The sequence below is a fragment of the Deltaproteobacteria bacterium genome, assembly GCA_016180855.1.
Taxonomy (GTDB): Bacteria; UBA10199; UBA10199; order JACPAL01; family JACPAL01; genus JACPAL01.
In genome coordinates this window covers 63017-76025 of record JACPAL010000003.1, presented here as the reverse complement: position 1 = coordinate 76025, position 13009 = coordinate 63017, and the positions used below count along the sequence as shown (strand labels likewise).

At 51.8% G+C, this 13009-nt stretch carries 14 protein-coding genes; 9 read left to right on the top strand and 5 right to left on the bottom strand.

Features of this window, described 5'->3' with window-relative positions; translation table 11 throughout:
• Positions 1-95 precede the first annotated feature (95 nt).
• The 6 genes from HYT77_01910 (at position 96) to HYT77_01885 (ending at position 5043) form a co-directional block, all read left to right on the top strand.
• Positions 96-302 carry a hypothetical protein gene (locus HYT77_01910; protein MBI2066756.1) on the top strand — a complete coding sequence of 69 codons (207 nt, stop codon included), beginning with the start codon at positions 96-98 and terminating at the stop codon, positions 300-302.
• A gap of 209 nt (positions 303-511) precedes the next feature.
• Positions 512-760, top strand: coding sequence for a BolA family transcriptional regulator (locus HYT77_01905; protein MBI2066755.1), 249 nt, complete (start codon positions 512-514; stop codon positions 758-760).
• The gene (gene proB, locus HYT77_01900; protein MBI2066754.1) at positions 761-1897 is read left to right on the top strand and encodes a glutamate 5-kinase; all 1137 of its coding nucleotides are present in this window, start codon (positions 761-763) and stop codon (positions 1895-1897) included.
• Positions 1894-3150: a glutamate-5-semialdehyde dehydrogenase gene (locus HYT77_01895; protein MBI2066753.1), complete on the top strand. Its 1257-nt coding sequence runs from the start codon at positions 1894-1896 to the stop codon at positions 3148-3150. The genes proB and HYT77_01895 overlap by 4 nt, the downstream gene beginning before the upstream one ends.
• 4 nt (positions 3151-3154) lie before the next feature.
• On the top strand, positions 3155-3523 hold the full coding sequence (gene rsfS / locus HYT77_01890) for a ribosome silencing factor (protein ID MBI2066752.1): 369 nt from the start codon (positions 3155-3157) through the stop codon (positions 3521-3523).
• 2 nt (positions 3524-3525) lie between these two features.
• Complete coding sequence (locus HYT77_01885; GenBank protein ID MBI2066751.1) at positions 3526-5043, top strand: 2,3-bisphosphoglycerate-independent phosphoglycerate mutase; 1518 nt, start codon at positions 3526-3528, stop codon at positions 5041-5043.
• On the opposite strand, the gene HYT77_01880 is transcribed toward HYT77_01885, so the two are convergent.
• The 3 genes from HYT77_01880 to HYT77_01870 all read right to left on the bottom strand — a co-directional run bounded on the left by HYT77_01880 (position 5040) and on the right by HYT77_01870 (position 7737).
• Entirely contained in the window at positions 5040-5531 is a 492-nt protein-coding gene (locus HYT77_01880; protein MBI2066750.1) for a hypothetical protein, read from the bottom strand. The two genes, HYT77_01885 and HYT77_01880, sit on opposite strands and share 4 nt — an antisense overlap.
• Positions 5528-6127 carry a hypothetical protein gene (locus HYT77_01875; protein MBI2066749.1) on the bottom strand — a complete coding sequence of 200 codons (600 nt, stop codon included), beginning with the start codon at positions 6125-6127 and terminating at the stop codon, positions 5528-5530. Before HYT77_01875 ends, HYT77_01880 begins: the two co-directional genes overlap by 4 nt.
• A gap of 71 nt (positions 6128-6198) precedes the next feature.
• Positions 6199-7737: an OmpA family protein gene (locus HYT77_01870; GenBank protein ID MBI2066748.1), complete on the bottom strand. Its 1539-nt coding sequence runs from the start codon at positions 7735-7737 to the stop codon at positions 6199-6201.
• Between the two features lie 96 nt (positions 7738-7833).
• Here HYT77_01870 and HYT77_01865 point away from each other — a divergent pair, with 96 nt between their 5' ends.
• From HYT77_01865 to HYT77_01855, 3 genes are all read left to right on the top strand, one after another.
• The gene (locus HYT77_01865) at positions 7834-8253 is read left to right on the top strand and encodes a hypothetical protein (GenBank protein MBI2066747.1); all 420 of its coding nucleotides are present in this window, start codon (positions 7834-7836) and stop codon (positions 8251-8253) included.
• 44 nt (positions 8254-8297) lie between these two features.
• Positions 8298-10061, top strand: coding sequence for an aspartate--tRNA ligase (gene aspS, locus HYT77_01860; GenBank protein ID MBI2066746.1), 1764 nt, complete (start codon positions 8298-8300; stop codon positions 10059-10061).
• A gap of 169 nt (positions 10062-10230) precedes the next feature.
• Positions 10231-10614 (top strand): DUF559 domain-containing protein, encoded by a 384-nt coding sequence (locus tag HYT77_01855; GenBank protein ID MBI2066745.1) that lies wholly within the window; start codon positions 10231-10233, stop codon positions 10612-10614.
• Positions 10615-10718: 104 nt separating this feature from the next.
• Here HYT77_01855 and HYT77_01850 read toward each other — a convergent pair whose 3' ends face one another.
• Positions 10719-11198 (bottom strand): hypothetical protein, encoded by a 480-nt coding sequence (locus HYT77_01850; GenBank protein ID MBI2066744.1) that lies wholly within the window; start codon positions 11196-11198, stop codon positions 10719-10721.
• A 226-nt stretch (positions 11199-11424) separates the two neighbouring features.
• Positions 11425-12954 carry an aldehyde dehydrogenase family protein gene (locus HYT77_01845; protein ID MBI2066743.1) on the bottom strand — a complete coding sequence of 510 codons (1530 nt, stop codon included), beginning with the start codon at positions 12952-12954 and terminating at the stop codon, positions 11425-11427.
• Positions 12955-13009: the final 55 nt, after the last annotated feature.

Genomic DNA, 13009 nt, shown 5'->3' with positions numbered 1-13009 from the left:
GCCTGCGAAAGAAATTTTTGTACCCTCAGATTTCTTTTGCCTTTGTCCATAGGCCTGTTATATCAGTCCACCTCAAGCAAAGAAAGGAGCCTTTCATGAGTGATCTTCTCGTTGTTGCTTCAAAAATAAAACAGTATATCCGCGATAAATCCCAAATGAGTACCTCCGCCAGCACCCTCGGCGTGCTTTCCGAGGCGATCAAGAAGTTGTGCGATGAGGCGATTGTCAAGGCCCAGGCCGACGGCCGTAAGACGGTCATGGATCGGGACTTCCCCTCCGACTCATCAACCCCAACTGTTTAGGGCACCTCTAAAAAACCACCCATCTGCTGCGTTGCCCGCTTCGTCCGCGTCCTCACGTACCACGAAAGTACGCTCCGGTCGCGTCCTTGCGGGCGCCTTGCATCTGGGTCTTTTTTCGAGGTGCCCAAAAAAGGATCTTTGTCCCGCCCACCCCATGAAAACAAGACAAACCACTCGACAAGGTGCGTCGATTGTCTTAAAAAAGTACCGTGACCCCATCAGAAATTGAAAGAAAAATACAGCAGAGCTTCCCCGGTTCTACCATCCAGATCCGGGATCTCACAGGAACAAAAGACCATTGGCAGGTGATTGTGGTTTCTCCGGCCTTTGAGGGGAAAAGGATGCTGGAGCAACACCGGATGATCAAAGGCGTTTTCGAATCGGAGATCGCCTCCGGCGACCTTCATGCCTTCTCGTTAAAAACCTACACCCCGGAAGAATGGGCAAAATTCGCTTAAGTGGGTACCGAACAACAACGTCAATCGATCATCAAAAAAACAGGCCGGGTGGTGATCAAGATAGGGTCGAGCGTCCTTAAAGACCAAGCAGGTCGCCTTTCTCTCAAGAGACTCTCCGAACTGGTCCGTGGTGTTTCGTGTCTCCATAAAAAGGGATTTCAACTGGTTTTGGTCTCATCCGGTGCTATCGCCTCGGGAATGCAAAGGTGGGGCTTTCAGAAACGTCCCTCTAAAATTTCTGAGCTCCAGGCCTGTGCCTCGCTTGGGCAGCCTTTTCTGATCAGTTGTTATCAAAAACTTCTGGCCCGATCAAAAATCGACGTTGCCCAGCTCCTTCTCACACGAAGCGATCTGGAGGATCGCACCCGGTTTTTGAATGCCAAGCATACCCTTTTTGAACTTTTAAGGCGGAAGGCACTACCGATCATTAACGAAAATGATACGGTGGCGGTCGAAGAGATCCGGTTTGGTGACAATGACAACCTGGCAGCATTAACAACCAACGTGGTTGATGCCGACCTACTCATCCTCCTGACAGATCAGGACGGCCTCTTCACCGCTAACCCAACGAGAGAGGCGGGGGCCACTCAAATTCCACTGGTCCGATCCGTAGACACCGCACTTGTTGAAAAAACAGGCCAGGAGACCTCCCACACGACGGTTGGAGGAATGAGGTCCAAGCTGGAGGCCTGTCGCAAGGCGGCCGAGTATGGAATCCCGACAATTATTGCCAATGGTCAGGATCCGAAAATTCTCCAAAAGATTTTTGCAGCGGAGGCCGTAGGAACGTTATTCCTTCCGGAACGTGACAGTCTGACCGCACGAAAACATTGGATTGCCCATACACTTCAATCAAGGGGAACTCTCTTGCTCGACGAAGGGGCCTGCCACGCCCTGATTGACAAGAAAAAGAGCCTCCTTCCCTCCGGTATCGAGGAGATTAAAGGAAGTTTCGTTCAAGGGGATGCCGTTGATATTTGCAACCCTCAAGGAATCGTTATCGGCCGGGGACTCTCCTCTTATAGCTCGCAAGAGATTCAAAAGATTAAAGGAGAGAAGACATCTGAGATCGAGAAGAGGTTGGGTTACAAAGGACCGGATGAGGTAGTCCATCGGGACGACCTGGTGTTAACATGATACTCGCCAAAAAAATTCAACGGATGGCGGAAAGGGCACGAGAGGCGGCACGGGAGGTCGCCATTATGCCGACGGAAGCGAAAAATTATCTCCTTCTCCAGATGGCGGATGCACTTTTGGCCCAGAAGGAAACGATCCATAAACAGAATCAAAAGGATTTAAAAGAGGCTTGGCAAAAAAAACTCTCTCCTGCCCTGACGGATCGCCTGACCTTAACCGATAAAAGAATTGAGGAGATGGCCCATAGACTTCAGGAGGTGAGTGGGCTCCCGGATCCTGTGGGACAAATAGTAAAGTCCTGGGTACGCCCGAATCGATTGGAGGTCAGCCGGATCAGGATTCCCCTCGGTGTCATCGGAATGATTTACGAGTCACGACCGAACGTGACGGTCGATGCGGCAGGTCTCTGCCTTAAATCGGGCAATGCGATCCTCTTGAGAGGAGGATCGGAGGCGTTCTTCTCGAATCGGATTTTGGGCAGGATTCTCCAGGGAGTTCTCAAGAAGGATAACAAAAATCCCGATATGATTCAGGTTGTGGAGACGACTGCAAGACAAGGGATGGAGAGTCTTGTGCGACAGAGCGGCACTATTGATCTGATCATCCCTCGCGGGGGAGAAGGTTTGATGCGGTGGATTGAAAGACACTCCAAAATTCCTGTCCTCAAGCATGATAAAGGGGTCTGCCATATCTTTGTCGATGAAGAGGCCAACCTGGAGATGGCCGAAAAAATCGCCTTTAATGCCAAGGTCCAACGTCCCGGCGTCTGCAATGCGATGGAAACATTGCTGGTTCATGAAAAGATCGCCCCCCATTTCCTCCCGCGTATCGTGAAAAAGATGGAAGAGGCCGGTGTGGAGATCCGCGGAGATGCCGGGGTGCGGAAGATCGTCCCTCACGTCAATAAGGCAACCAAAAAGGATTGGTCGGCGGAATACCTGGATCTTATTTTGGCGGTTCGTGTTGTACCAGGCCTTGAAGAGGTTATCAGGCATATTCAGAAATATGGATCATCCCATACCGAGTCGATTGTGACAGAGAACCGGAAGACGGCAGCGGAGTTTTTAAGACGCCTTGATTCCTCCGTTGTTCTTTGGAACGCCTCGACCCGCTTCAACGACGGCGGCCAGCTTGGATTGGGTGCGGAAATGGGGATTAGCACCACGAAACTGCACGCCTTCGGACCGATGGGTCTTGAGGAATTGACAACAACCAAATTCGTTGTGAAAGGAAACGGCCAGATCCGTGAATAAAAAAATCAACTCAAGCAAAAAAAGAAATCCATCGAGAGAGACGGCAAAATGGATCGCTCAGGCGGCGAGCGATGTTCATGCGATCGACCTCAAGGTCTTAGATTTAAGAGAACTAACCGCATTGACCGATTATTTTGTCATCGCCAGCGGCCGGTCTGACCGGCAGGTCCAGGCGATCTGTCAACGAATCGAGGAGACGATGAAGCATCGTCACCGTCATCCGATCGGGATTGAGGGGTATACAAAAGGTCACTGGATCTTGATCGATTATGGGGAGGTCGTCGCACATGTCTTCTACGAAGAGGTACGGAATTTCTACGCCCTGGAGAAACTCTGGAGCGATGCCCCTGTCGCTCGTTTTAAACTAAAGTAAAAATGAATCCCCTTCTTTTGATCATTCTCGACGGTTTTGGTGTTCGGAATGTACGTGAAGGAAACGCAACCGTCCTGGCGCAGATGCCGAACTGGAACCGGTTTCTCAAGCAGTACCCTCACACCGAACTGGAGGCCTCGGGAGAGGCGGTCGGTTTGCCATCGGGAGTCATGGGAAATTCCGAGGTAGGACACCTCACGATCGGTTCGGGGAGGATCAACAATCAGGACTTAAGCCGGATCAACCAGTCGATCAAAGATCGTTCCTTTTTTGAGAATCCAATCCTTCAAAACGCCTTTCGAATGGCAAAAGAGACCGGCAAGCGAGTTCACCTGATGGGACTTCTCTCCGATGGTGGCGTGCATAGCCACGAACGTCACCTGTTTGCCCTTTTCCAGATGGCAAAAATGCAAAAGATGGAAAAGGTCTCGGTCCACTGTTTTCTGGATGGCCGTGATACCCCGCCCAAGAGCAGTCAGGAATACCTGAGGCGACTCCAGGGAGAGATGAAAACCTCCGGCATTGGTGAGATTGCCACGTTGATCGGCCGCTATTACGCGATGGATCGAGACAAGAGATGGGAGAGGGTCCAGATCGCCTATGAGGCGTTAACAGAAAAGAAAGGCTCTGCGCACAACGATCCGCTCAAGGCGGTCGAAGAGGTTTATCAAAAACATCTCACGGATGAATTCATCCAGCCGATCGTCTTTGGAAAAGGGAATGCGATTCAAGAAGGGGATGTCGTCCTCTTCTTTAATTTCCGTCCTGACCGGGCACGGGAGCTAACGCAGGCACTGACAGATCCGCAGTTTGACGGATTCTCCAGAAACCGATTTCCACCACTGGGGGTGTTCGTCTGTATGACCCAGTACGACAAGTTATTTGACCTACCGATCGCCTTTCCTCCGAACAGGCCAAAGAGGATCCTCGCAGAGATCCTCGGTGAGCATAAAATTTCACAGTTCCATACGGCCGAGACGGAGAAGTATGCCCATGTGACTTATTTCTTAAATGGCGGGGTCGAGAAACCATTTCCACTGGAGGAGAGGCTTTTGATCCCATCACCTAAGGATGTCCCGACCTATGACAAAAAACCGGAGATGAGTGCCTATCAGCTAACAGAGGCGGCCCTAAAAAAGATTCGGGAGGGGTGCCCCGTTATTATCATGAACTATGCAAATCCGGATATGGTCGGACACTCGGGGGACCTCAGGGCGACGATTCGGGCGGTTGAGGTGGTTGATGAATGCCTAGGGAGACTGGTCCATGAAATCCTCAATCGTCAGGGGACCGTGATGATCACGGCCGATCATGGAAACTGTGAGGAGATGGTCGATACCAAGGGCGGACCTCACACGGCCCATACCACGAACCCGGTTCCGTTTCTGCTCATCAATGAATCACTGCGCCAAGCCCACCTGAAGAGAACAGGGGGGCTCAAAGACGTCACACCAACGATCCTCAAAATTCTTGGCCTCTCGAAACCAAGGGAGATGACGGGGGAGTCGTTAATTTTTTAAGCCGATTTTGGAGAAACCGCCGAATAGACGGCCACTCCAGCGACAATGGTTAGCAGGCCGACCGCCCTTGGGTCTTTCGCCAGCCTTATGAGAAAGCTGAGACCGTCCGCAAGCTGATCCGCGGCCGGTGGTTTTAAGGAACAGGCGGGGTCTTGTCCTAAAATCCTCAAGAGCAATCTACAAGAAGGCTGATTTCGGAGGAAGCTTGCATTCATTTTAGGGTTTGACTCGGCCAAAACAACAACCATCGACATCGCCCTTCGATATTGCCAAATAGCCTCACCAACATCATGACCACTGACTCCGGCAGGAACCGAGAGGGTTCGGCCAAGCGCTTCCAATGCCTCCCTTTCCCGAGCCGCCGCCTCTCGAATGGCACCGACCGACGATTCAACAGTTGCCATCTCATCGGCCTCCTGAGGAATCGAAGCCAAGAACCGCTGTACCGACTCGACGATCGATGAATAGGCAGAAGCCTCTACATTCATAATCCTCTTCCTTCTCCATAGATCCGCAGTGATTCCAGGATGCCTGGCCCAAAACAGGACGGATCCAAGAATTTGGGAGAACCATCAAGCATAGAAAACGTTCGGAAGGAGGATAAATCAAAAGGGTTATATCTCTCAATTCGGAAACCGACGGGCCTTGAACATCGATCGAATGCCCTCACGGAACGATATTGGTCCTTTCCCAAGAGGGGCGCACTTGAATCCAACAAACCAAATTTTCCTGAGACCAATGAAGGTTTTGCATGAAGTGAGGGTTGCGCATGTCTATATTCTAATACCGCAGCACATACGCGCGCCGCATTTTCTAACTGGTAGACCGTTTCTGTATGACAACCTTTTGCCCCAATTTCAATCTGAACCGCCTGAATCCGTGCCGTTTGTGCCTCGATTTTTAACCGCTCGGTCTGGAGGGCCGATTGGGCCCCACAGCTATAATCATCCCCTTGTTTACATTTTGCCCCTCTCCGCGCGTAGGCGGTCTCAAGGTCAGTGACCCTCCATTCGGCAATAGCGCGTGAGGCGTCTTGAAGCCACGCAACGTAGGCCTTGGAATCTTTTATAGCAATATCGCCCATATTTCCCTCCTTAAAAAAACTTTAGTTTGGAGACGCGATGATTATCGGTCCCGGTCCCCATTGGTTGCGGTCTATTTTTGAGTGCTAGAAGGCGGGAGCTTCTCCGTTGTTGGAGGCGGAGGGGGGGAGTCGACCGGAGGGACCTTTACGGGCCCTTTTTCCGGAAGTGTCGCCGGCGGTCCATAAGGGGGAATCAGATCGGGGAGTTGCATCCCGTCAACATCCTCGAAGACAAACTCGACACGACGGTTAAGCCTCCAGGCCTTGGCGCTGTGTTTGGGATCAACCGGTTTTGTCTCACCAAATCCGATCGACTCGAGACGACCCTCCGAAACACCTTGTTGGACGAGATATTTCTTGACCGTCAACGCCCGTTCCTCTGAGAGCCACTGATTAAAGACGGTCCGCCCAATCTCATCCGTATGTCCCTGAATTGAGAGTTTCTTGATCTCAGGCTTTGTCTTGATCGCCTCCGCAAGCACCTGAAGGATCGGCAATGCATCGGCCTTAAGCGTTGCCTTTTCAAAGGCGAAGTGGATCGGCCGCGTCAAGATCCGGTATTCCTCAGGCGTCATCACGATTTTGGCTTCGAGGGGACATCCCCCGTTTTCCGGAGGGCCTGCCTCGGTAGGACAACGATCCTTCTTATTTTTAATCCCATCTCCATCGGCATCTTTTGATTTCCGCTCTCGCCGCGGAACTCCGTCACGCGTCGGTACATAGGCCAAACCACCCATCGCACGGAAGACAGGATTGCCGATCCCGCTGATCAGGCTGCTCCCCCCACCGAGCGTAATCGCCCAGTTCGGAGCTGTGTAGAACCTTGCCCCCACGCCGTAATCGACGGGACGGGGGACCTCAAAAAAATTGCTGGCAACGGTAAAACCACGAATCTCACCAATGAGATCGAGGCGCGGATGGAGAGAGAGATTGGCCCCAACGCCATAAAGAAAGAGATCATTAATGACGGTTTGGGGAGCGCCAGCAGCTGTCGTCGTCAGCACAGCCCTTTCGCGAATCTCATATCCCGCATTCATCGCCACCGAAAAGTGATCATTAAATCCCCTTTTTTCAAGAACAAGCAGACCACCACCCGTAAATTGATTATTGCCCACGAAGCTGTTGCCGTTCCCTGTCGGAATAGTGACCATCGGCACAAAAGAGAGGCCAAGGGGAGAACTCTTGGGATCCAGGAGACGGAGGCGGGCATTGAGACGGATGTCCCCCATCCGGAGACGCGTCTGCTCGATAACCGTGTCTGCCGCCTGAAAAACGAGATAGGGAGCCGTCTGTATAAGTAGGCCAACGTCCATCCAGTCCGTGATACCAACGGCACCGGTCAGGTTGGCCGATAACTCCTTCGCCACGAGGTTTTGAAACTTGGTGCCGGCAGGTCTCTCCAGAATGACCGGTTCATGGGCATAGTCCGCCATGAGACCGAAGGAGAAGCTGCTTTTAGGCAGGGTTCCACTCTCTAAAAGCTGAAAATAGCGACCGGTATAAGGCGAAGGTCTAAAAACCTGCGCCGAAAAACTGGGGTCACGTCCTAAAACAGCCCTTGAGGAGAAAAAAATAAGGGGAAAAATAGCGAAACAGAGCCAACGCTTCATTGATCCCTTAGGTATCATTCAAAGCGCCATGAGTCAAAAACTTAATTTGTCCCGTTTGACTTGAAACGCCTTTTCATCGATTATAAAAAGACAGTTATGAAGTTAACGACCCTCGTTATTGTCAGTCTCATTTTTTTCACATCGTTTCATTCGAAACTGTTTGCGGGACCTGGTGGACCGTCTGAAAATTCAGAAGACCTTGAATGGCAAACGATGGAATCCGAGAAGAAGAAGGTCGCCCCGAAGATCAAGACCACCACGCCCCCCAAAAAGCCGGAGCCAGCCCCCCCACCGCCCCCGACATCTCCTGAACAGCAACAGAAAATTGAGGCGGTCCTCCAGTCTCCGCCCTCCGCCGTCAAGCCGGTCCCTCTCCCTTTAACACGCGACATTCCACCGGCTCCCCCAAAGGAGGAGGAAAAACCCGCCCTGCCTCCCGAACCTGTCGATCCAGCAAATCCCCCGCCCGTCATCATGCCCTTAGAGGCTCCCAAACCAACTCAGGTCCAACCGTAATATCGTTCTTGCCATTAGGGACAATTTTTAGGAGATGTTTTGTCATGCAGAGAACCCACCACTGTGCCGCGCTCCGCAAAGGTGACGTCGGAAAAGAGGTCGTCTTGACCGGTTGGGTTGCAACCCGTCGGGACCACGGGGGGTTGATCTTTGTTGACCTCCGGGATCGTGAGGGGATTACCCAGGTCGTCTTTAATCCGCAGATCGATGCGAAGGCCCATGAACTCAGCCAGAATCTCCGCAGTGAGTGGGTGCTGGCGATACGGGGCAAGGTGGAACCACGACCCGAAGGGATGGCCAACGCAAAACTCCCGACCGGTGAGATCGAAATCAAGGTGTCTGATTTTGAAATTCTGAACCGCTCCAAGACACCCCCATTCTCCATTGAAGATAAGCTGGAGACGAGTGAGGATCTGAGACTCAAGTTTCGCTACCTCGACCTCCGCAGAACACCGCTCCAGAAAAACATCCGCCTTCGACATCAGGTCCTTCAAGAGACACGTCGTTATCTCTCGGAAAATGGTTTTTTGGAGATCGAGACACCCTTTCTGACCAAGAGCACACCCGAGGGGGCTCGTGATTATCTCGTCCCCGCCCGTCTTTCACCGGGAAAATTTTACGCCCTTCCGCAATCACCCCAGCTTTTCAAACAGCTCCTCATGGTCTCCGGATTTGAGCGGTATTTTCAGGTCGTCCGTTGTTTTCGGGATGAAGACCTTCGCGCCGATCGCCAGCCGGAATTCACCCAGATTGATATTGAGACCAGTTTCCTTGCCCGGGACGAATTTCTGCCTATCATGGAGGGACTTGTTGTGGCGCTCTGGAGAGCGGCAGGAGTCACGCTCAAGACGCCGTTCCCCCGAATCAGCTATCAGGAGGCGATGAATCGTTATGGACTGGATGCCCCCGATACCCGATTCGGCCTCGAGCTCGTCGATCTGACTGAATTGTTTCAGAAGACACAGTTTAAGGTCTTCGGGGAGGTCGTCGCCAGGAAGGGAATTATCAAGGGGATCAACGTAAAGAAGGGGGCTGACCTCTCCCGAAAAGAGCTCGATGCAATGACCGAGTTTGTGAAGATCTACGGCGCCAAGGGAATGGCCTGGATCAAGGTCTTGCCGAATGAATGGCAATCCCCGATCCTCAAATTTTTCTCCGAGGATGAGAAGAACGGATTACAAGAAAGATTAAATCTGGAAGTTGGCGACCTTGTTCTCTTTGCGGCCGATCAACCGAAGATCGTGAACGATTCGTTGGGAAATCTCCGTGAGCATCTTGGAGAAAAATTGGGATTGATCAACAGGTCTCTCTGGAACTTCGTCTGGGTGATCGACTTCCCGATGTTTCAATACAATGAAGAGGAGAAGAGGCTCGATGCGGTTCATCATCCATTCACGTCCCCCAAAAAAGAAGATGTCGCCCTTTTAGAGACTTCTCCCGAAAAGGCGCGGGCCGAGGCGTATGATCTGGTGCTGAATGGTCACGAGATCGGCGGTGGTTCAGTCCGTATCCACACCAAAGAGGTCCAACAAAAGGTTTTTGATATCCTCAAGATCAGCCGAGAAGAGGCGGTCGATCGCTTCGGGTTCCTGTTGGAGGCGTTGGAATACGGCGCCCCACCGCACGGTGGGATCGCCTTCGGGCTCGACCGGATCATCATGCTCTTGGCGGGCGCCAGTTCGATCCGCGATGTGATCGCCTTTCCCAAGACCCAGAAAGGAACCGACCTCATGGTCGATGCACCATCTCATGTCAGCGAGAAGCAGCTAAAGGAGTTGGGGTTGGAAATCCCCCCTCCACGATTGTAAATATGGCTGATCAGCTTTTGGTTAGTATATTTTTGTTGATAAACCATAAGTATTTCTAACTTTTAGCGGGTACAGTCGTATCCGCTAAAAGTTGAAATGCTATAGAATCACTGCCCCACTTTAGCAAAGGGGGGAATTTGTAATCCTTGAATTACCTATGGGGGGATTTGTGCTTCCCTACAACAAATCGTTAAAATACGCGTCTCGCAAACTAAGAAGTAACATGACAGATGCAGAACTAGCGTTATGGTCACGAATCCGTGATGGACAAATTCTAAACATTCAATTCTATCGCCAAAAGCCAATTGCTGATTTCATTGTCGATTTCTACGCCCCCAAAGCACAGGTGGTTATTGAGCTAGATGGTGGACAGCATCAGGAGGAAAACCAAAAGGAAGTTGATAAACAAAGGGATGCCGATCTCTCAGGGCTAGGACTAAAAGCTTTGAGGTTTAATAATTGGCAAGTACTAAAAGAGACAGAGGCCGTTGTTGAAAAGATTTATCAAATAGTGGAACGACAGTTAAAATCCCCCCTTCACTATCGTAAATAGAATCACTGCCCCCCTTTTTCAAAGTGGGGCATCGCGGAACCCCACTTTAGCAAAGGGGGGAATTTGTAATCCTTGAATTACCTACGGGGGGATCTGAAAATCAGTTAATCTTTTTCTGGTATGAGCTTTTTGAGAGCTGCAATCGATCGTCGTAATCGATCCTCAGATTGGAGCGTACTTGGCAAAATACATTCATAGGCCCCCGGAACGACAAAGCTGTCGGGGCGGAAGGCAACGACGTTAGTATAAGACCCGCACTGACCTTCTGAGTCTGCTACGACCACTCCTCGGTTATAGGCTTCGGATGTATAGAGACCATTTCGGTTCTCTCGGATTGCCCGATCACCCGGTCTCAATCTTGATGCATCGGTCACTGCCTCGTGTCGGGCTGTTAATTCTACTTTAAGGGCTGATTTTGCCCCACAGCTGTACGAATCACCGGAATCACACCGGGCCGTTCGGTAAGCGATCCTTTCCTTGTAATCAACGACTCTATCCCGTTTGATTGCCCTTTGAGCATCGCAGGAGCCTGTTTGAGCTCCCGTTCCATGATGCCCTTGAGGGGTACATTTGACTTTACTCATAAAATTTTCCTCCAATTTAAAAACAACACCTCTGCACTCTGTTACTGTTATCGCCCCCCCCCGGTACTTAGTTGCGAAATTTCGGCGTGTGACCTTAAAATTCCCCTCCGTGGGTGGGGAGGCCCGCTGCCCCCTTTTTCAAAGTGGGGCATCGCGGAACCCCACTTTAGCAAAGGGGGAATTTGTAATCCTTGAATTACCTACGGGGGGATTTGAAAATCGGAGTTTAAATATCAAACTTGATCCCTTGGGCGAGCGGGAGCTCTTTCCCCCAATTGATCGTGTTGGTCTGGCGTCGCATGTAGAGCTTCCAGGAGTCTGAGCCCGATTCACGGCCCCCACCCGTCTCTTTCTCTCCACCAAACGCCCCACCGATCTCGGCACCACTCGTCCCGATATTCACATTGGCGATCCCGCAGTCAGAACCGCGATGACAGAGGAAGGTCTCGGCATTCATAAGACTGTTTGTAAAAATGGCCGACGATAACCCTTGTGGAACATCATTCTGAATCTGGATCGCCTCCTCAATATCACTCGCTGTCATGAGGTAGAGGATCGGTGCGAACGTCTCCTCCTTCACGATCGCCATATCCGCCTTTGCCTTGGCGAGGGTCGGTTCCACATAACAGCCACCGGGGTACTCTCTCCCCTCGAGCCTCTTGCCACCCGCAATAATCTCCCCCCCTTGTTGTCCAATCGCCTGAAGCGCCGACATCATCTGATCAACCGCGCCGTTATCAACAAGAGGTCCCATGTGGACGCTTGTATCAAGCGGGTTTCCGATCTTGATCTGTCGATAAGCCGTTACGAGCCGTTTGGTCAGCTCCCCCTCGATCCCCTTTTCCATAATAATACGACGTGTACTCGTACAACGCTGGCCAGCCGTTCCCACGGCACCAAAAAGGATCGCCCGGGTCGCCATAGTAAGGTTCGCATCCTTCATGACAATGATCGCATTGTTGCCACCGAGTTCAAGGAGGCTCCGGCCAAATCGCCTGGCCACCGTCTCTCCAACAACCTTCCCCATCCGGCAGGAACCGGTCGCGGAGATTAACGGGACACGCCGATCCTCCAATAATCTCTGACCGACTTCATGTGTCTCTCCAATAATGAGATTGAAGACCCCGATAAAGTTATGCCCTGCCATCACTTCATTCACGATGTTTTGAACCGCAACCGCACAGAGTGGCGTTTTGTGGGATGGCTTCCAGAGGACCACATCACCGCAAACAGCCGCAAGAAAGGCGTTCCAGGCCCATACGGCAACGGGAAAATTAAATGCGGTGATCACACCAACGGGACCAAGCGGGTGCCACTGCTCATACATCCGGTGTTCCGGCCTTTCACTTTGCATCGTCATGCCATAGAGCTGACGGGAGAGACCGACGGCAAAGTCAGCCATGTCGATCATCTCCTGGACCTCTCCCTCCCCCTCGACGAGCGGCTTTCCCATCTCGAGAGAGACGAGACGCCCCAAAAGCGACTTTTTTTCACGCAGTTTATTTCCAATCTGTCGCACAATCTCACCACGTTGCGGGGCCGGTAGCATCCGCCATCGATTAAAAACCTCGACGCCTTCCTGAACAATCCTGTCGTACTCCTTCCGGGAGGCCTGCAGGACCGAGGCGATAGTCGTCCCATCAATCGGCGTCGTGGAGATGACTTTTGCACCACCCGGATTTTTGAGCCAGCCGTTGGGGCCGCAGGCACCGGAGTTTGATTCCTTGATCCCGAGTTTTTCGATGAATTGTTTCATGGGCCTCTTTCTGCCTTCGCACTTTGTAGGGGCGCTGCTTGCTGCGCCCCCACCT

Bases quoted from the DNA above. Each gene is read 5' to 3' on its own strand.
- HYT77_01870 (MBI2066748.1), bottom strand. From the start codon at position 7,737: ATGAAGCGTTGGCTCTGTTTCGCTATTTTTCCCCTTATTTTTTTCTCC.
- HYT77_01885 (MBI2066751.1), top strand. From the start codon at position 3,526: ATGAATCCCCTTCTTTTGATCATTCTCGACGGTTTTGGTGTTCGGAAT.
- HYT77_01910 (MBI2066756.1), top strand. From the start codon at position 96: ATGAGTGATCTTCTCGTTGTTGCTTCAAAAATAAAACAGTATATCCGC.
- HYT77_01880 (MBI2066750.1), bottom strand. From the start codon at position 5,531: ATGAATGTAGAGGCTTCTGCCTATTCATCGATCGTCGAGTCGGTACAG.
- aspS (MBI2066746.1), top strand. From the start codon at position 8,298: ATGCAGAGAACCCACCACTGTGCCGCGCTCCGCAAAGGTGACGTCGGA.
- HYT77_01865 (MBI2066747.1), top strand. From the start codon at position 7,834: ATGAAGTTAACGACCCTCGTTATTGTCAGTCTCATTTTTTTCACATCG.
- HYT77_01875 (MBI2066749.1), bottom strand. From the start codon at position 6,127: ATGGGCGATATTGCTATAAAAGATTCCAAGGCCTACGTTGCGTGGCTT.
- HYT77_01895 (MBI2066753.1), top strand. From the start codon at position 1,894: ATGATACTCGCCAAAAAAATTCAACGGATGGCGGAAAGGGCACGAGAG.
- HYT77_01850 (MBI2066744.1), bottom strand. From the start codon at position 11,198: ATGAGTAAAGTCAAATGTACCCCTCAAGGGCATCATGGAACGGGAGCT.
- HYT77_01845 (MBI2066743.1), bottom strand. From the start codon at position 12,954: ATGAAACAATTCATCGAAAAACTCGGGATCAAGGAATCAAACTCCGGT.